Annotated in this window: 12 protein-coding genes; 9 read left to right on the top strand and 3 right to left on the bottom strand. The window is 61.6% G+C overall.

Translation table 11 applies throughout. The features are described from left to right. The first annotated feature begins 111 nt into the window (after positions 1-111). Positions 112-450 (top strand): hypothetical protein, encoded by a 339-nt coding sequence (locus tag HU715_RS21535; RefSeq protein ID WP_014335964.1) that lies wholly within the window; start codon positions 112-114, stop codon positions 448-450. 871 nt (positions 451-1,321) lie between these two features. Here HU715_RS21535 and lapD read toward each other — a convergent pair. Together lapD and lapG are read right to left on the bottom strand one after the other, a co-directional pair. Then, on the bottom strand, positions 1,322-3,268 hold the full coding sequence (gene lapD, locus HU715_RS21530) for a cyclic di-GMP receptor LapD (protein ID WP_186710004.1): 1,947 nt from the start codon (positions 3,266-3,268) through the stop codon (positions 1,322-1,324). Positions 3,269-3,282: 14 nt separating this feature from the next. Next, positions 3,283-3,975: a cysteine protease LapG gene (gene lapG, locus HU715_RS21525; RefSeq protein ID WP_186710003.1), complete on the bottom strand. Its 693-nt coding sequence runs from the start codon at positions 3,973-3,975 to the stop codon at positions 3,283-3,285. Positions 3,976-4,177: 202 nt separating this feature from the next. Here lapG and HU715_RS21520 point away from each other — a divergent pair, with 202 nt between their 5' ends. The 5 genes from HU715_RS21520 (at position 4,178) to HU715_RS21500 (ending at position 11,336) form a co-directional block, all read left to right on the top strand. Beyond that, the gene (locus HU715_RS21520) at positions 4,178-4,870 is read left to right on the top strand and encodes a GntR family transcriptional regulator (protein ID WP_186710002.1); all 693 of its coding nucleotides are present in this window, start codon (positions 4,178-4,180) and stop codon (positions 4,868-4,870) included. Between the two features lie 683 nt (positions 4,871-5,553). Beyond that, positions 5,554-6,330, top strand: coding sequence for a DUF3050 domain-containing protein (locus HU715_RS21515; RefSeq protein ID WP_158457536.1), 777 nt, complete (start codon positions 5,554-5,556; stop codon positions 6,328-6,330). Further along, the gene (locus HU715_RS21510) at positions 6,327-7,259 is read left to right on the top strand and encodes a diiron oxygenase (protein WP_186710001.1); all 933 of its coding nucleotides are present in this window, start codon (positions 6,327-6,329) and stop codon (positions 7,257-7,259) included. The genes HU715_RS21515 and HU715_RS21510 overlap by 4 nt, the downstream gene beginning before the upstream one ends. A 10-nt stretch (positions 7,260-7,269) precedes the next feature. After that, positions 7,270-10,839: a non-ribosomal peptide synthetase gene (locus tag HU715_RS21505; RefSeq protein ID WP_186710000.1), complete on the top strand. Its 3,570-nt coding sequence runs from the start codon at positions 7,270-7,272 to the stop codon at positions 10,837-10,839. A gap of 32 nt (positions 10,840-10,871) precedes the next feature. Then, positions 10,872-11,336 carry an SRPBCC family protein gene (locus tag HU715_RS21500; RefSeq protein ID WP_186709999.1) on the top strand — a complete coding sequence of 155 codons (465 nt, stop codon included), beginning with the start codon at positions 10,872-10,874 and terminating at the stop codon, positions 11,334-11,336. Positions 11,337-11,866: 530 nt separating this feature from the next. Here the strand turns inward: HU715_RS21500 and HU715_RS21495 are convergent. Then, complete coding sequence (locus HU715_RS21495) at positions 11,867-13,747, bottom strand: methyl-accepting chemotaxis protein (RefSeq protein WP_186709998.1); 1,881 nt, start codon at positions 13,745-13,747, stop codon at positions 11,867-11,869. A 254-nt stretch (positions 13,748-14,001) separates the two neighbouring features. Here HU715_RS21495 and HU715_RS21490 point away from each other — a divergent pair, with 254 nt between their 5' ends. The 3 genes from HU715_RS21490 (at position 14,002) to HU715_RS21480 (ending at position 18,082) form a co-directional block, all read left to right on the top strand. Further along, complete coding sequence (locus HU715_RS21490; protein ID WP_186710005.1) at positions 14,002-14,502, top strand: sigma-70 family RNA polymerase sigma factor; 501 nt, start codon at positions 14,002-14,004, stop codon at positions 14,500-14,502. Beyond that, positions 14,492-15,493 (top strand): FecR domain-containing protein, encoded by a 1,002-nt coding sequence (locus HU715_RS21485; protein WP_186709997.1) that lies wholly within the window; start codon positions 14,492-14,494, stop codon positions 15,491-15,493. The genes HU715_RS21490 and HU715_RS21485 overlap by 11 nt, the downstream gene beginning before the upstream one ends. Before the next feature lie 84 nt (positions 15,494-15,577). Then, the gene (locus tag HU715_RS21480; RefSeq protein WP_186709996.1) at positions 15,578-18,082 is read left to right on the top strand and encodes a TonB-dependent siderophore receptor; all 2,505 of its coding nucleotides are present in this window, start codon (positions 15,578-15,580) and stop codon (positions 18,080-18,082) included. The last annotated feature ends 62 nt before the right edge of the window (positions 18,083-18,144 follow it).

The following is an 18,144-nucleotide window of genomic DNA, read 5'->3' as shown; positions in this document are numbered from 1 at the left end:
GCGCACTCAAGCGGGAGCAAGCTCCCTCGCCACGGGATAAGTGTTCATACTCCCCCCCAAGTTGGCCTATGCTGCCCAGCATGACGCCGCTTCATACATGAGGGATGCCCGATGTTTTATGTGCAACGCGATGCACAAGGCCTGCTGGTGCGCGTAGAAGCCACCGCCTACGCCGAGGCCACCGAGACCTTGCCGGCCGACAACCACGAGATCCAGGACTGGTTCGCCAACCAGGCGGTGGAAAACAGCCTCAAGCAACTCAAGCAAAGCGACCTGGAAATGATTCGGGTGCTCGATGACTTGATCCAGGTGCTGACCAGCAAGGGCGTCATCCGCGTCACCGATCTGCCACCGGCGGCCCAGGCCAAGTTGATGGATCGCAACCAGGCCCGTGAAGCCTTGGGCGGGTTGAGTCGGTTGATCGATGATGATGAGAAGGGGTTGATCTAACCTGCCACGTCGTTCCAGGCAGTACACAGCACCTGTGGCGAGGGTTTTGGGTTGTCTGGGCGGACGCCATCGCGAGCAGGCTCGCTCCCACACAGGTTTTGGTCATTTATAAGATCAATGTCCACCGCCGATCCTGTGGGAGCCGAGCTTGCTCGCGATGGCGGTAGGTCTGCTTGCACTAATGCGTGAGCAAGCTCGTTCCCACCGTGTTTACCGTGGATCAATCTGTACCGTGATGGCTGGGAAAGCTTTTGTGGCGAGGGAGCTTGCTCCCGCTTGAGTGCGCAGCGCTCATCGTTTTTTTTGGGGCCGCTGCGCGACCCAGCGGGAGCAAGCTCCCTCGCCACAGGACCGTGCGGTTCCCAATATCGTGTGGGTATCCAACATCACCGCAAACTGACCCTCCGCCATCGCGAGCAGGCTCGCTCCCACACAGGTTTTGGTCATTTATAAGATCAATGTCCACCGCCGATCCTGTGGGAGCCGAGCTTGCTCGCGATGGCGGTGGGTCTGCTTGCACTAATGCGTGAGCAAGCTCGTTCCCACAGTGTTTACCGTGGATCAATCTGTGCCGTGATGGCTGGGAAAGCTTTTGTGGCGAGGGAGCTTGCTCCCGCTTGAGTGCGTAGCGCTCATCGCTTTTTTGGGGCCGCTGCGCGACCCAGCGGGAGCAAGCTCTCTCGCCACAGGACCGTGCGGTTCCCAATATCGTGTGGGTATCCAACATCACCGCAAACTGGCCCTGCCAGTTAAAAACTGTTACCTATGTGCGTGAACTGATATGTAACCCATGTGGGTGAGTCATACCCGGAACCCTATGTGGTCGTTATCGCAGGAATGGATATACGCGGTCAAAAGGACACAACCCGCCTCACCCCCAACGCTTAGGCTCACCCACTAACTGCCCCTGAACCCCAAACAACCCCATCTCCCGAATCACCGCCAACTCCCCCTCCGTCTCAACCCGCTCAGCAATCAACGGCAAGTCGATACTGTGAGCAGCACGCTGTATCGCTTCGATAAACAGGCGCTTGTCACTTTCCTGATCAATCGCGCGAATGTAGCTGCCATCAATCTTCAGATAAGCCAACCCCAACCGCGACAAGTTGCCAATCATGCTGAACCGCCCACCAAAACGCTGCAGGCTCAAGGAGAAACCAAGCTCGCGCAACTGCCGGGTCAATTGCTCCAGCACCGCTTGCTCCGGCAGTTGCTCTTCACCAATCTCCAGGGTCAGGCGCGACCCAAGGTTGGAATGCGCCCGCAGGATTTCAAAGACCTTGTTCAACGCCTGCGGATCGGCAAGCGTGGCGGAGGACAGGTTCAACGCCAAGGACTGCTCATGCCCAGCCATCTGCTTGAGCACCTGTTCAAGCATCAAGCGGTCCAGCCGCGCAGTCCAGCCGAAGCGCTCCAACCACGGCAGGAAACGCCCGGCGGGGATCGTCTGGCCCTGCTCGTCCAACAGCCGCGACAACACCTTGTAATGCAGCACTACCTGAGTGTCCTGGGCCGCCACCACCGGCTGGAAGTACAACTCGAAGCGCTGATGACTCAAGGCCTGGTCGAGCAGCGTGTGCCAGGCGTGGTGATCATCGCCGACACTGGCCGAGGCACTGTGATCCAGGCAGGCCCAACCCGGTTCGCCCTGGCTTTCGGCCTGGGCCAGGGCCTGGTCGCCGAGCTGCAGCACCGCTTGCGGCGAGTCGCCATGGACGAACGGCGCCAGCCCGATGGAGGCCACCGAGGCCACGTCAGTCGCGCCGGTGGCGTGCAAGCTCGCCAACGCGGCCTCGAGGTTCTGCGCCAATTGCAGCGCTTCCTCACGCACCAGCCCCGGGGCCAGCACCGCGAACTCGCCGCCGCGAATACGCGTGACCAGGTTGTGGGTTTCCGGGTAGCGGGCGCACTCACGCTGCAATTGCTCGCCCACGGCCTTGAGCAACTGATCGGTACGCTGGCCGCCCAGCCGCTGGTTCAAACCGGCCAGGTCCTTGACCCGCAACAGCAGCAGGTAACCGGAACTGGCCTGCTCCGGGTTGCTCACCCGGGCATTGAGCTGCATTTCGAAATAACGCCGGTTGGCCAGGCCCGTGAGGTTGTCCTGGTAGGACTCGACCCGCAGTTTCTCGCTGCGCTCGGCCTGTTCCTGGAACAGCGCCTTGAGCTTCTCGACCATCTGGTTCATCGCCTGCACTACCCGACGCAGTTCAGGCGTGCGCGGCAGCTCCGGCAGGCTCAGGAATTCACGACGGGCAATGGCGTGGGACTGATGCACCATGTAGTCCAGCGGCTTGAGCTGGCGACGCAGCAGCAAGGCCCCCAGCACCGCGCTCACGGCGCCGCACAGCAACAGCCAGCCCAGGCTGCCCAACGCGCTCTGCCACAGCTTGGCGAGGGCGAACATCGGGTGGCTGACCACTTCGACCCGCGCTGCCTGCTCCCAGCCGCGGCTGACGATGGCATCGCCACCGGCCGGTTCCAGGCCGATCAGCTTGACGAACCATTGCGGCACGCTGCCGGCGTCCGGTGTACCGGTGCGCTCGACCAGGGTCTTGTCGGTGGCCACGTCGACCACGCGGATGCTGGCGTAGTAGCCGCTGTCGAAGATCGAGCTGACCATCAATTCCACCATCGCCGGGTCGTCGATGTTCGGCGTCAACGACAGCGCCAGCGCCGTGGCCGCGTCCTGGGCGTGGGAGCGCAACTGGTTGACATATTGGGCCCGCGAGCTTTCCAGGCTGACCATGAAGCTGCCGCTGAAGGCAACCACCAGGAACAGACAGATAGCGATCAACAGCTGTTTGAACAAGGACATCTGAGCGCGCGCTCCTAGTTAGTCGTCTCGACCGGAAAACCTTCGGCCTGCATTTTTTTCAACACGTCCTGCCACCGGGACAGGCGCTTGGTGTCACCCACTTTCTTGTTGCCCTTGGCGCCCGGCAGCCACAGCCCTTCGGCATTGAAAGAGTAGACCGGGAGCAAGTCGGTTCGCTGGCTGGCCGGCTGGATACCGTCGATCAAGCTGTCGAGGACCAACGGCATCGCCTCGGGCGTGGCGTAATAGGTGAGCACCATGTGCGCACGGTTCTGTCGCAACGCCTTGACGTAGGTGATGCGCAGCTTGTCACTGGACACCCCGAGACGACGCAGGCTGAAATACTTGGCGATGGCGTAGTCTTCACAGTCGCCAGCGCCCTTCCACAAGGCCTGGATCGGCGTCTCCCAATAGTCGACTTCACGCCACAGGTCGATGTCTTCCACGTAGCGCACCTGTTTGTTGAAAAACAGGTTCACCACCTTGAGCTGTTCCAGTTCGGGGATCTGTTTCTGAGTCGCCAGCAGTTGCTGCCACGCGTCGATCCGCTGCTGCCCTTCGCCCAGTGGCCCATATAACGCTTGCGCCCGCCGGCTGATCTGCGCAAAGTCCCAGTCGGCTTGCAGGCCGCCCAGCATCAGGCCGGCCAGCAATAGTGCCGAACACAGCCAACGCAAGGACCTGAGGACTGGGAAAGGTGCAGCCAAGGGAAATACGTCCTAAAAGGGCCGTTGGAAATTCGTTGGATGGTGAAGCCTGGCCGGGCAAAAGACAATGGCAGGTTGCAATCACCGCAAGCAGACTAAACTTTAGTTCAGGAACCGGGGCCGCGAGATTTTGACGGCTTGGCAATCTGTAACTAACGTTGGCATGGATCCAATTTTCGTTACTACCCGTTCAGGTGTTGTCGTGACAAAGAAGCCCAAACCGCTCAGCACTATCCAGGTCAACGGTCCCGTCCCCGCCGATCAGGCGCGGTCGATCATCGAAAGTTCCCTGCGCGAGGCCATCCTCGACGGGCGCCTGCCCAGCGGCACCGCCCTGCGCCAGCAAGAGCTGGCCGACCTGTTCGGCGTGAGCCGCATGCCGGTACGTGAGGCGTTGCGTCAGCTCGAAGCACAGTCGTTGCTCAATGTCGTCCAGCACAAAGGCGCCGTGGTGGCCCCGCTGATTACCAACAATGCGGTCGAGACCTACGCCTTGCGCGCGGTCCTGGAAGCTTTCGCCTTGCGCTTGTCCATCCCCCTGCTCGATGACGATGATTTTGCGCTGGCAGCCCAGTACATCGAACAGTTGGAGGTACAAACCCAACACGCTGAAATCGCCAAGCTCAATCGGCTGTTCCATATGTCGCTTTACCACAAGGCACCCAACGGCAAACTGCTGGACCTGATCGAACACGAGCTCAATGAAGAAGAACGCTTTTTGCGTTTTCATCTTTCGTCCATGGGGTTGGGCAAGCTGACCCAGGACGACCACCGCGCCATCCTCGCGGCCGCGATAGCCAGAGATATCGATAAAGCGGTCGCCTTGTTGGAGCAGCATCTGGAAAAAGCCTCCATCACCATGCGCCGGTACCTGGAACAGCCGTCGAAGGCTTGATCCCACGCCGGCGCTTCGTCCGGCGTAAAAATTTCTTACATATCCTTCCGACTCACTTGTCGCCAGCGCGGCGCGGCCTGACCGTGGCCGCGCTTCGTCGCCCCATCAGTCCAATGGCACTGCCATCGATTTGGGCTCACTCTTGCGCTTGTCGATTCAAAACAGACCTGAAGAAGTCAACGCCTGGCTGAGGCCAGACGAATCGAAGCCAATACGCAAGGAGCGACGTCCAACCGGCGGGATGATCGGAAGTCCGACCGATGTCCTGCCCCTAACAAAAAACTTCTTACTCCCCGATTCCTGAAGTGCTCCGAGTGAGGCATTCACTCGAACTATTCGATTCTGATCTCGCTAAATCGGAAGGAGCTTCTTCGCCCCAATAAAACTTATATTAAAAGTTTTAAAAGGCCTCTTTGCGCCCAGTAAAACTACAACTTCAAATAATTAAAAAAACACTTGCCGCTTACTTGTTACATGTATTAATTTTTTATTCACCGCGTTACCAGCGGCCCTTTCGATGCGCCAATACCCCAGCAAACACTGGCATCGAAAGCTGAAACAACGATTAAAAGAGAATACTTCACCCCCTTGGGTAATTCATGGATTCCGGTTCAGGCGCCCGCTCGTCTTCATTAACTAACGAGCCGCCTTCCGGACATAACATCATTGATGAGGACGTTCCAATGCAGCCATCCAAAGAACAACTATCTCTGAAAAAGCATGAACTTGGACAACACCCGGTTTTTTCCGAGATTACATCAATCGATCTGTTACGCCGCTTCATGGAAAGCCATGTCTTTGCCGTCTGGGACTTCATGTCGCTGACCAAGCGGCTGCAACGCGAGCTCACCTGTGTCCACCTGCCTTGGCTGCCGCCGGCCGACCCTCACGCGGCCCGCTTGATCAATGAAATCGTGCTGGGGGAAGAGTCGGATGACCGCCCCGGCGCAGGCTACTGCAGCCATTTCGAACTGTACCTGGACGCCATGCGGGAAATCGGCGCCGATACCCGTGCAATCGAGCAGTTCATCACCCTGCAGCAGGAAGGCGTCAGCCCCGAGACCGCGCTGGACAGCGTCGAGGTCGAACCGGCGGCGGCGCGGTTCGTCCGCCAGACCTTGCACACCGCCCTGCACGCCCCGGCCCACAGCGTGGCCGCCGCGTTCGTGCATGGCCGCGAGAGCGTCATCCCACAGATGTTCCAACGCATGTTGGACGCCTGGGGCATTGGCCTGGATCAGGCTCCGACCTTTCGCTACTACCTGCAACGGCACATCGAGGTCGACTCCGAGGACCACGGGCCGGCGGCAGAGAAACTCTTGGCGCGGCTGATCGATGGCGACCCGCAGCGCGAAACCGAGGTGCTGGCCGCCGCGCTCGCCGCCGTTCACAGTCGCGCGGCCTTGTGGGACGGCCTGCGCCAGAGCATGGCCCAGCCGGTTGCACAGGTGATGCCATGAACGCCGTCGAATACCAATCCTTCGCCGACGCCTGGGAAAGCCGCGCCACGATCCGTACCCGGCCACGGCGCCGGGTCGAAGACGACGACAAGCTGATCTTCCCCATGAGCCGCCAGCCGCTGGTGCACAGCCAGACCTTCCTTAGCCACTGTGCGCAATTGCGCGACTTCGTGCTGGTGCAGAGCCTCTACAAATTCATCAATGACGTGGTGATTTTCGAGACCGAACTGGTGGACCACACCGCCCGGCGCATCGCCAAGAACCGCTTCGGCATCGAGTTCCCGTTCGCCTGCCGCTACGACGCGATGACCGTGGTGGTGGATGAGGATTACCACGCGCTGGTGGCGATGGACTTCATGCAGCAGACCATCGACATGACCGGCATCGAACCGATCCCGTTGCCTGGGCAGATCGAACTCAGCCGCGCCATACCGGCGACCCTGGCCGAGGCGCCAGAGCATCTGCTCAGTGCCGTGGAGCTGATCTGCATCGCCATTGCCGAGAACACCGTGACCAACGAAGTGGCGGCCTTCGCCCGGGACGACTCGGTCAAGGCCTCGATCAAGGGGCTGATGGCCGATCACTTGCTCGACGAGGGCCGGCACTCCGGTTTCTGGACGCGACTGGTGCAGATCTACTGGCGCACCGCCCCCGAAGAGGACCGCACGGCGATCGCGCGCCTGATGCCCGGTTTCATCGCCCAGTACCTGGCGAGCGACCTGCAGCAAGCATTCGACTTCGAGCTGATAGCGCACCTGCCCGTCGACGAATCGGTGCGCCAGTCGCTGCGCGAAGACGCCAGTGCGCTGGCGTATCCCATCAATCGTTTTCACCCCTTGGTGGGCAACATCACGCGTTTTTTTCGCGGCAGCTCGATGCTCGCGTCCCCCTGCGTGCGCGATGCCCTCGCTGATTATCTGACCCCATGAGGACCTTTCTATGAGACGCCTCGACATTGCAGTGCCTGGCACCAGCCAGGCCATGGCCGAACTGGCCCGGGAATTGGAGCAGCACGGTCACGCGGTGGTGGACCTGCAATCGCCGGTCGACCTGTTGATCGACGACGGTACGACACCGCGCGCCATTGAAGCCCGCTCATGCCTTCAGATCCGCGTGGCACTGCGCACGCTGGCAGGCGAAGCATTGCCGCAACCGGTGCTCCTCTTTTGCGACGGGGCGCAGCGGCTGTTGTGCCAGGAAGTGATCGCGCCGCAACGAGATGGCAATGGTCAATCCTTGCGCCTGCGTACGCTGGCGACGCTGGTCGAAACCGGCGCCCGACTGGTCAGCCAGTTGTCCCGGGATGAGACCTGCTTCGATGATTGGCCGACGGTACACGCTGACGCCGTTGACCAACCCCTGCTCGGGCTCGATGCGCTGGAGCCGCTGGCCTTCGAGCACGGCCTCAATCGACCGCCGGTGCCCTGGCTGCTGGCCGCCGCCGACGTGCCGGTGATGCACAGCATCGAACAGCGCCTGCTCGATGACGCGACGCAACCGGCCCTGTGGGTCGATGGGCAATTGATCGACTACAAATCCTTGCGCCGCCTGGCGCTGAGGTTGCAGCAGCCGATGTTGGAAATACTGCACCGAGCAGAACATGAGGAAGGAGCTGTTGGAGAATCTGTGGGGGCAAGAAAAGCAGAACCTGTGGGAGCAAGGCTTGCCCGCGATGAAGACACCGATGCTCTCAAGCAAACCGCATCATCGTTCATCGGGGGCAAGCCTTCCTCCCACAGGACTTCTTCCCACGGGACTTGCTCCCACAAAGTAATCGGCGTGTGCCTGCCCAAATCCGCGCACCTGTACGCGGCGATCCTGGCAGTGCTCGGCTGTGGGGCGGTGTACCTGCCGCTGGACCCGCAGCATCCAGCGCAACGTCGGCGCTTTATCCTGGAAAATGCCCAGGCGGACCTGCTGCTACACGACGGCGACAGCGACTTGGGCGACCTGATGCTGCCAACGCTGAACATCCATCAGCTGCCAGCGCCCAAGCCAGGCATTCCGGCCTCGTTGATCCGCCGCACCGTGGATGGCGACGACCCGGCCGTGGCGATCTACACCTCCGGCACCACTGGCCAGCCCAAAGGCGTGTTGCTCAGCCACTGCAACCTCAGCCATTTCTGTGCCTGGTACGGCGACTACGTCGGGTTGCAGCGCGACAGTCGGGCGTTGCAGTTTTCCACCATCAACTTTGACGCGTCGCTGCTGGATATCCTGCCGACCTTCATCCACGGCGCCCTGCTGGTGGTGCCCAGCGAAGACCAGCGCCGCGATCCGCAACAATTGGTCGCGTTGATACAGCAACAGCGGGTCAGCCACGCCTTCCTGCCGCCTGCGTTGCTGAGTGTCATGCCCCTGGAGGCGCCGTTGGGCCTGGCGCACCTGATCACCGGTGGCGATGTCTGCGAGCCGTTCGTGATCGAACAGCTCGCACCACAATGCCGGTTCCACAACATCTACGGCCCGACCGAAACCACGGTGCTGGCGACCACCCGGCGCTTCAGCGTCGGCGACAACAACCGCAACCTCGGCGTGCCCATCGCCAACGGTCGGGTGCTGATCCTGGACGAACAACTGCAACCGGTTCCCCAGGGTGTTATGGGCGAGCTGTACATCGCCGGCCCGGGCGTCGGCCTCGGCTATCTGAATGATCCGGCGCTGACCGCGGCGCGTTACCTCAACCTGACGCTGCCCACCGGACAAGCGTTGCGGGTCTATCGCACCGGCGACATCGGCCAGTGGACCGACAACGGCATCGAACTGTGTGGCCGTCGCGATAACCAAGTGAAGATCCGTGGTTTTCGGGTCGAACCCGAGGAAATCGAACACTGCCTGCGGGCAAGCCAGTTGTTTCGCCAGGTGGCGGTGGGGGTCGATGAACGGCGGCGGATCCTGGCGTTCCTGGTTCATCCCGAACAAGAGCGCCCCGGCGCCGCTCTCCAGGCCTTGCGTGAGCATGTACAGAACAGCTTGCCCAGCTACATGCACCCGGCCGCCTACGTCGAATTGCCCAGCCTGCCCTACACCAGTAACGGCAAGGTCGATCGCCGGGCATTGCTCGCCATGGCGGTGCAGGTGCACGTCGACGGCCAACGCCGGCAGCCGCAGAACGCCTTGGAGACACAACTGCAGCACCTGTGGGCCGAGCTGCTGGAGCTGCCGGTCGACGACATCGCCACCGATGAAAGCTTCTTCAACCTCGGCGGGCATTCGATCCTGCTGTCACGATTGCTGCTGAGCATTCGCCAGGCATTCGGCCGCAGCCTGTCGATCAACCGCTTCATCGAAGCGCCGACGCTGATGACCTTGGCGAAGTTGCTGGACGATCCGGAGCAAGGCAGTGCGTCGAGCCTCAGCCCCCAGGCCTTCATCGATGCCGAGGCCGAGCTCAACCTTGACCCGCTGCCCATCAGCCAATGCGGCGATGTGCACAAGGTGGTAGTGACTGGCGCCAACAGTTTCCTTGGCGTGCACATCGTCGAAGCGCTGCTGGCCTGGGGTGCCACCGAAGTCGCCTGCCTGGTGCGCGCCAGCGCTGAACAGAGCGCGGCCGAGCGTTTCTCCCAGGCCCTGCGGGACAATCACCTGACCCATCTGGACCTGGACCGCGTCAGCGTCTACGCCGCCGACATCACGCAACCGCAATTGGGTTTGCCGGACGACGTCTATGCCCGCATCGATGCCACCTTCGGCGCGCTGGTGCACAACGCGGCCCACGTCAACCATGTGCTCGACTACGAGTCGTTGGCACGGGACAACGTGGAACCGATTTTCGAGTGCCTGCGCCTGTGCGAAGGGCGCAGCAAGAAAATCTTCAATTTCGTCTCCACGCTGTCTGCCTCCAGTGCCCTGGATGCTGACGGTCAGGTACTGGAACAGCCGGCCGCCGAGACGCCGCCGATCTACATCAAGAACGGCTACAACCTGTCCAAATGGGTCGGCGAACGGATCCTGCAACGGGCCCGGGACCGCGGCGTGTGGGTCAATCTGTTCCGCCCCGGCAACATCAGCTTCAACAGCCTGACCGGGGTCTGCCAACCCCACAAGAATCGCTTGATGCTGATGCTCAAGGGCTCGATCCAGCTCGGCCAGGTGCCGGACCTGTCGCTCAATTTCGACCTGATGCCGGTGGACTTCCTGGCCCGCTTCATCGCCTTCCACGCCAGCCGCTACCAGCCCAGCCAAGCGGTGTTCAACCTGCATAACCCGCAACCGTTGAGCTGGGACGCTTATGTGGCGTCGTTCCGTGACAGCGGCCGGGAATTTTCCCTGGTGAGCATCGCCGAGTGGCAACGGCAATTGGCTCGGGTCGATGCCGACAACGCGTTGTTTGGCGTACTGGGTTTCTACCTCAACGGCTTCGAGGAAGACATCGGCGACATCTCACTGATCAGCCACGACAACGCCCGCGCCGGCGTGCGGCAGATGGGTGCCAGCTACCCGGAAAAATCCCCGGCCCTGCTGCGCCGCGGCGCCGATTACCTCAAGGCCATCGACTTCATCTGAAACACCCTTAATCCAAAGCAAGGAGCAAGACCATGAGTGCATTTCAACCCGACACCCTGATCAAAAACCCACAAGCCTGCCAGGTCGAAACCTCGGTGGAGGTCGCGGCCGATGCGGCGCGCGTCTGGGACGTGGTGGGTGATTTTGGCGGCTTCGACCGGTTCATCCCGGCACTGGAGCACATCGAAATGACCGGCGAAGGCGTGAGATCCCTGCGCAAGAAGTTCTTCGTCGATGAGCAGAACCTGGTGGTGGAGCAGCTCAACAGCCGTGACGACCAGGCCATGCACATGACCTGGACGCTGATCTACAACACCCTGGGCATCGACAACCTGTGGGCGGCCATGCGCGTCGAACCCTTGGCCGGCAACCGCTGCCGCGCCACCTGGACCATCATCGCCGACCACACCGACGCCCATACACCGTCAGGCTTCCGGGATTTCCTCCAGGGCTTTGCCGATGAGGCGATGGGGAATGTGCAGGGGATGTTCAAGTAGCGCCCATCCCTTGTGAGAGCGGGCTTGCTCGCGAAAGCGGTGGGTCAGTCAATGAAGCAGTTGGTTGGGCTGCCGTCTTCGCGAGCAAGCCCGCTCCCACAATTTGGTTCTGGGGTGGACGCAAGATCCAGGCTCACCGCAAATCCCCTGTGGGAGCGAGCCTGCTCGCGAAAGCGGTGGGTCAGTCAGTGAGAAGTTGGCTGTACTGCCGTCATCGCGAGCAGGCTCGCTCCCACAGTTTTGGTTCTGGGATGGACGCAAGATCCAGGCTCACCGCCAATCCCCTGTGGGAGCGAGCCTGCTCGCGATAGCGGTGGGTCAGTCAATGAAGCAGTTGGCTGGGCTGCCGTCTTCGCGAGCAAGCCCGCTCCCACAGTTTTGGTTCTGGGGTGGACGCAAGATCCAGGCTCACCGCCAATCCCCTGTGGGAGCTGAGCTTGCTCGCGATGGCGCCAGCCCAGGCAACCCGTACCCGTGGCGAGGGAGCAAGCTCTCTCGCCACAGGGGATTGGGTCGGCTTGCGACTGAGGTCAGATCTTGAAGCTGTCCACCAGTTGCTTCAGGCGATTGGCCTGTTGGGACAAGGCATCGCAGTCCTTCAGGGTTTCATTGAGGTTGGCCACGCTTTGCTGGTTCAGCAGATTGATGTGGCTGACGTCCATGTTGAGGGTTTCAACCACAGCGGTCTGCTCTTCGGTCGCGGCTGCAACCGACTGGTTCATGCCGTCGATCTCGCCGATGCGCTGTGTCACGCTGACCAGTCGCAGGCCGGCCTGGTTGGCCACTTCCACGCTTTCTTCGCTGGAGGTCTGGCTGGCGTTCATCGTGGTCACCGCTTCACGGGAACCGACCTGAAGCGAGGTGATCATCTTGTGGATTTCTTCCGCCGACTCCTGGGTGCGGTGCGCCAGGTTGCGCACTTCATCGGCCACCACCGCAAACCCGCGTCCGGCTTCACCGGCACGAGCCGCTTCAATGGCCGCGTTCAGCGCCAGCAGGTTGGTTTGCTGGGAGATGCCCTTGATCACGTCCAGGATGTGCCCGATGTTGTCGGTGCTGGCGTTCAGGGTTTCGATCTGGGTGCACGAGAGGCTGATCTTCTGCGACAGCTCGGTCATGGCCTGGATGGTTTTTTCCACCACCTGGCGACCGTCATCGGCCTGTTCGCTGGCACCGCTGGCCTGTTGCGAGGCATCGGCGGCATTGCGGGCGATTTCCTGGGTGGCGGCGCCCAACTGGTTGATGGCCGCTGCCACACTGTTGGTGCGGGCGCTCTGCTCATCCGAGCCGACGAGCGAAGCGTTGGACGAGGTCATCACTCGCTGCGACAGGTCATGCACCTGGCGCGTGGCGGAAGACACTTCCGCGATCGAGGCGTGAATCCGCTCCACGAACTGGTTGAACGACCCCCCCAACACCGCGAACTCATCCTTGCCCTGCACCACCAGGCGCCGGGTCAAGTCGCCTTCGCCCTGGGCGATGTCCTGCATGGCTCGGCCCATGGTGGTCAACGGGCGCATCAGCACCTGGATTAACAGGCTCAGCAGCAAGGCAATGGCCGCCACCGCGACAAACATCGCGATCAGCGCCGACGTACGGAACTGGCTCAACGGCGCGTAGGCCTTGGCCTCATCGATCGACAGGCCGATGTACCACTCGGCGTTCGGCAGGCCGGTCACCGGGGTGAACGAAAGGATACGGTTCTGGCCGTTCAGCTCGACCTCCTGGATACCCTTGCCGATGCGCACCGGCGTACCTGGGTAGATGTCCTTGAGGTTTTTCATCACGTGGTCCTTGTCGGGGCTGACGATCACCTGACCGTCGCCACTGACCAGGAACGCATGGCCAATGCCACCGAAGTCCACGGAGTTGATGATTTTCACCAGGGTTTCCAGGCTCAGGTCGCCGCCCACTACGCCAAGCAATTCGCCGTTGTGCTTCACCGGCAGGGCCACGGTCACCACCAGGCCACCCACCGCCGCCAGGTAAGGCGGGGTCAACATGGTTTTATCGGCGCTCACTGCCTGTTTGTACCAAGGGCGCTGACGCGGGTCGTAGCCGTCAGGCATTTTGGCGTCCGGGCGTTGGGTGAAGACACCGTTGGCCTGGCCCACATAAGTAAATTGGAAGTTCGACGTCAGCGCCGGCTGATCCACCAGCCCCGGCAGATCTGCAGCAGTGCCCTGATGCGCGATGTTTTGCGCCAGGTTTTCCAATACCAGGATCCGCCCACTCATCCAGTTCTGGATGCTGCTGGCCGTCAGGTCGCCGGACTGCTCGATGGACGACTCCAGGCTGCTGCCAATGGTGTTGCGCTGCAAATAATCGTTGTAGAGCGTGAACAGGGCAAAAGCCAGAACCACCACACCAGAGGCGGCAAGAAGGATTTTGTGGCTGAACTTTAGATTCATCGATGGGGCTTCTTATGCAAGGAGTGGGGGTGCATTCCAGGTTGCAACGTTCCATGTAACAGCGCGGGCAGTCTTGTCACTTGCTCCACTTTGGTGCACGCATACTCACTCTGTCGGCAAGCTTGTACAAATAATTAGGCATTTGTACAAATAGTCGACAGGAGGCTCGCCGGGTTGAACGGTGGTTGCAAATTCGCCGGCGGCTGATGACAATGCGACACGTTATCATTCGTAACATCCAGGCCGTCGCGTCCATGTCATCTCCCGAGTTTGCAGTACAGGCGCTCTACAGCCAGCATCACGGCTGGCTCAACACATGGCTGCGCACCCGCTTGGGCAATGCCGCCGATGCGGCCGACCTGGCCCAGGACACCTTCGTACGCCTGTTGCAGCGTAGCGAACGCCCGGAGCTTCGGGCCCCACGCGCCTTTTTACGCACCATCGCCCAAGGCCTGGTGATTGACCATTGGCGGCGGGAAGAAATCGAACGCGCCTACCTCCAAACCATAGCGCACCTGCCGGAAGCCGAAACCCCCGGCGCCGAAGCCCAGGCCTTGATCCTGGAATTGCTCGAAGCCATTGCCAGGATGCTCGAAGGCCTCAAGCCGAAAGTCCGCAAGGCCTTTCTGTTGGCCCAGTGCGAAGGCCTGACGTACAAGCAGATTGCCGAACAGATGGGCGTTTCGTTGCGCTCGGTGGAGCGCTACGTCGCCGATGCGCTGTACCACTGCTACGTGTTGCGCTATGAAAGCTGAGCCGGCGGATCACTTGCAGAGCCGCCGCAACGGCCCGTCGCAACAGGTCGTGAGGCAGGCGATCAACTGGCTGCTGCGCCTGCGCAACCACGCCACTCACCCCAGCCTGCGCCAACAGTGCGACACCTGGCGTGCCGCCCACCCTGAACACGAGCTGGCCTGGCAACGGGTGCAATCGCTGCACAGCGAAATAACCTCGAACCTGCGGGCCGTGCCCGGTGCCCACATCGCCCTGGACACCCTGGAAAACAGCGCCCAGCGCCTCAGTCGTCGCCAGGCCCTGAAGTTGCTGTCGGGCGTCGCCCTGATGGGCGGCGCGGCGTGGCTGGGCAAGGACCTGGGCTGGCAGTCGTGGAATGCCGATTTCGCCACTGTCACCGGTGAACGCCGAGGGTACCAATTGCCAGATGGCACGCGACTGGAACTCAATACCCACAGCGCCGCCGACCTGGATTTCACCGCCCAGCAGCGCCTGATCACCCTGGCCCGCGGCGAAATCATGGTCACTTGTGGCCGCGACCCCGGGCGCCCACTGCTGGTGAAAAGCCGCCATGGACTGTTCGAAGGACTGGAAGGGCGTTTCGTCGTGCGCCAGGACAGCGACTGCACACGGCTGAGCGTCACCAGCGGGCGGGTGGTTATCCGTTCGCACCCAAACAGCGATGGCTCGCCCATCCAGGTGGAAGCCGGGCAAAGCTACTTGATCACCGCAGCCACAGCGACCCTGGCGCCACCGCTGGACATGGACGCAGGGGCTTGGGCAGACGGGTTGATCGTCACGCGCAACATGCGCCTGGCAGATTTTCTCAACGAAGTAGGCCGCTACCGCCCAGGCTATTTGAACTGCGCAGCGTCGATTGCCGACCTGCGCTTGTCAGGCGTTTTCCGCTTGGAGGACACCGACAAATTGCTCGCCGTCCTGCCACGCACGCTCCCGGTGCAGATCCGCTATCGAACCCGTTGGTGGATCACGGTGGAACGCCTGGCCTGATTTTTTTGGCGGGTTTCAGGCCGGCGTCCGGCTAGGACAGTAAGCAACCCTTATCGGCCTTCAGCGACTCCAACGGAACCTACAATGACTGAGCGCGTACTTCTCAAGAACCCCTTCGGCTTCTCTTCGCAACCGGGCCTGTTGCGCCAGGCCATTCATGCCGCGCTATTCTCCACGGCGCTGGGGGTCAGCGTGGTGCCGATGCTCGCGGTGGCCGCACAAGACGGCGTGACCGCCAGCCGCCAGAGCTACAACATTGCCCCCGGCCCGCTGAGCGATGTACTGAACCAGTTCGCCCGCCAAGCCGGGATCACCCTGGCCAGCACCCCGGCGCAAACCGGCGGCGTCCAGTCACCGGGGCTCAAGGGCGAATACTCGCCCGACCAGGCCCTGAGCCAGTTGCTCAGTGGCTCGGGACTGGTTGCCGTCAGCCAGGATGGCAGCAGCTACGTGCTGCAAACCGAGACCGCTGGCAGCACCCTGGAACTGCCGAGCACCGACATCAAGGGCTTCGCCCTGGGTAATGCGCTGGGCAGCATGGAAGGCTACAACGCCACCCACAGCCAGGTCGCCACCAAGACCAGTACCGCCCTGCGCGAAACTTCCCAGAGCGTCTCCGTGGTGACCCGCGAGCAAATGGACGACCAGGGCGCGCAAACCGTGTCCCAGGCCATGCGCTACACCCCCGGCGTGCTGACCAACCCCTACGGCGCCACCCATCGCTACGACTACGTGGCGATGCGCGGCTTCAACGACGGCTCGGTGGATAACATCTACCTCGACGGCCTCAAGTCCATGGGCGACAGCGGCACCTACAGCTCCATCCAGGTCGATCCGTATTTCCTCGAGCGAGTCGATATCCTCAAGGGGCCGTCGTCGGTGCTCTATGGCCGCAGTTCACCCGGCGGCCTGGTGGCGCTGACCAGTAAAAAGCCCCTGTACGAGGCCTATCACCAGATCCAGGCCACGGTCGGCACCCAGGGCCAACGGGGCATGGGCTTCGATTTCAGCGGCCCGGTGGATGACGACAAACGCATCACCTATCGCCTGGTCGGCCTGGCGGACACGTCCGATACCCAGTTCGACCACAACACGGAAAAGCGCTTCGCCCTCGCGCCCACGGTGAACATCGACTTCAGCGAAGACACCTCGCTGACGCTCCAGGCCTACCTGCAGCATGACCCCGACGGCGGCTACCACGGTGGCATGCCGGCCGATGGCACCTTGCATCAGCGCAACGGCCGGCGGATCTCCGAAAACTTCTTCGAAGGCGAGCCGGGCGTCGACGGTTACGAACGCGACCAACAGTCGTTCGGCTATCAATTCGAACATCGCTTCAACGACGTCTTCACCGCCCGGCAGAACTTCCGGTACCTGGACTCTGACGTCACCAACGATCAGGTCTATGCCTACGACTGGACCACCCCCACCAGCAACGAGCTGAACCGCTATTACACGGGCGCCGAAGAAAAGCTCCACGCCTTCATCATCGACAACATGCTGCAGGCCGAATTCTTTACCGGCGCGACCAAGCACACCGTGCTGATGGGCGCCGACTACCAGCGGCGCAAAACCGTGGTCGACTGGACCAGCGGCAGCCTCGCGCCGATCAACGCCTTCGACCCGGTCTATGGCAACTCGGCCATCACCGGTCGCTATGACACCAGCTACCTGCGGCGCTTGGAGCAGACCGGCGTGTACCTGCAAGACCTGATCGAAATGGACAAATGGCGCTTCTCCCTGGGCCTGCGCCAGGACTGGGTCCAAACCTCGGATGAGAACCGCATCGCCGAGCTCGGTCGCCCGGCAGGCACCGAGATCAACGACAAACGCACCAAGCTCACTGGCCGGGTCGGCGCGCTGTACCTGTTCGACAACGGCCTGGCGCCGTACATCAGCTATTCCGAGTCGTTCAACCCGAACTCCTATGCCGACAGCGCCGGCAATCCACTGGCGCCCACCGATGGCAAACAATGGGAACTGGGCCTGAAGTACCAACCACCCGGTACCGATGATCTCTACACCGCTTCGCTGTTCCGCATCGACCAGGAAAACCTTGCGACCAAACTGCCCCAGGAAAACTTCTACCGCGCCGTCGGCGCCGTACGCTCCCAAGGCCTGGAACTGGAAGCGCACGTGCAGTTGACCGAACAATTCAAGGTGCTGGGCAGCTACACCTTCACCGACATCGAATACTCGAAATCGATGGTCAGTACCCTCAGCACGCCCACCAATATCATCGAAAACAAAGGCAACTCGCCGACCCAGGCTCCGCGCCACATGGCCTCGCTCTGGGCTGACTACAAGTTCGACAGCGGCGCTCTCGATGGCCTGCGCCTGGGCGGCGGCGTGCGCTATGTCGGCTACAGCTGGGCCGATGCGGAGAACACCATGAAGGTGCCGTCCTACACGCTGTTCGATGCCTCGGTGGGGTATGACCTGGGCAAGGTCGGTTTGAAAGGCGTGGATGTGCGCCTGAACGCGAACAACCTGACGAACGAAACCTACGTCGCTTCGTGCGCCAGCCTGAGCTATTGCTACATGGGCGAAGAGCGCAATGTGGCGGCGACCGTGAGTTACCAGTTCTGACCTGTTCCCGGTCTTGACGCATACCATTGTGGCGAGGGAGCTTGCTGCCGCTGGGTCGCGTA

The sequence above is a fragment of the Pseudomonas zanjanensis genome (assembly GCF_014268745.2).
Taxonomy (GTDB): Bacteria; Pseudomonadota; Gammaproteobacteria; order Pseudomonadales; family Pseudomonadaceae; genus Aquipseudomonas; species Aquipseudomonas zanjanensis.
Note: the sequence above shows the minus strand (reverse complement) of the source record. Positions and strands in the feature narration are given on the sequence as shown.

Bases quoted from the DNA above. Each gene is read 5' to 3' on its own strand.
- HU715_RS21500 (WP_186709999.1), top strand. From the start codon at position 10,872: ATGAGTGCATTTCAACCCGACACCCTGATCAAAAACCCACAAGCCTGC.
- HU715_RS21515 (WP_158457536.1), top strand. From the start codon at position 5,554: ATGCAGCCATCCAAAGAACAACTATCTCTGAAAAAGCATGAACTTGGA.
- HU715_RS21480 (WP_186709996.1), top strand. From the start codon at position 15,578: ATGACTGAGCGCGTACTTCTCAAGAACCCCTTCGGCTTCTCTTCGCAA.
- lapD (WP_186710004.1), bottom strand. From the start codon at position 3,268: ATGTCCTTGTTCAAACAGCTGTTGATCGCTATCTGTCTGTTCCTGGTG.
- HU715_RS21510 (WP_186710001.1), top strand. From the start codon at position 6,327: ATGAACGCCGTCGAATACCAATCCTTCGCCGACGCCTGGGAAAGCCGC.
- HU715_RS21495 (WP_186709998.1), bottom strand. From the start codon at position 13,747: ATGAATCTAAAGTTCAGCCACAAAATCCTTCTTGCCGCCTCTGGTGTG.
- HU715_RS21535 (WP_014335964.1), top strand. From the start codon at position 112: ATGTTTTATGTGCAACGCGATGCACAAGGCCTGCTGGTGCGCGTAGAA.
- HU715_RS21505 (WP_186710000.1), top strand. From the start codon at position 7,270: ATGAGACGCCTCGACATTGCAGTGCCTGGCACCAGCCAGGCCATGGCC.
- HU715_RS21490 (WP_186710005.1), top strand. From the start codon at position 14,002: ATGTCATCTCCCGAGTTTGCAGTACAGGCGCTCTACAGCCAGCATCAC.
- HU715_RS21485 (WP_186709997.1), top strand. From the start codon at position 14,492: ATGAAAGCTGAGCCGGCGGATCACTTGCAGAGCCGCCGCAACGGCCCG.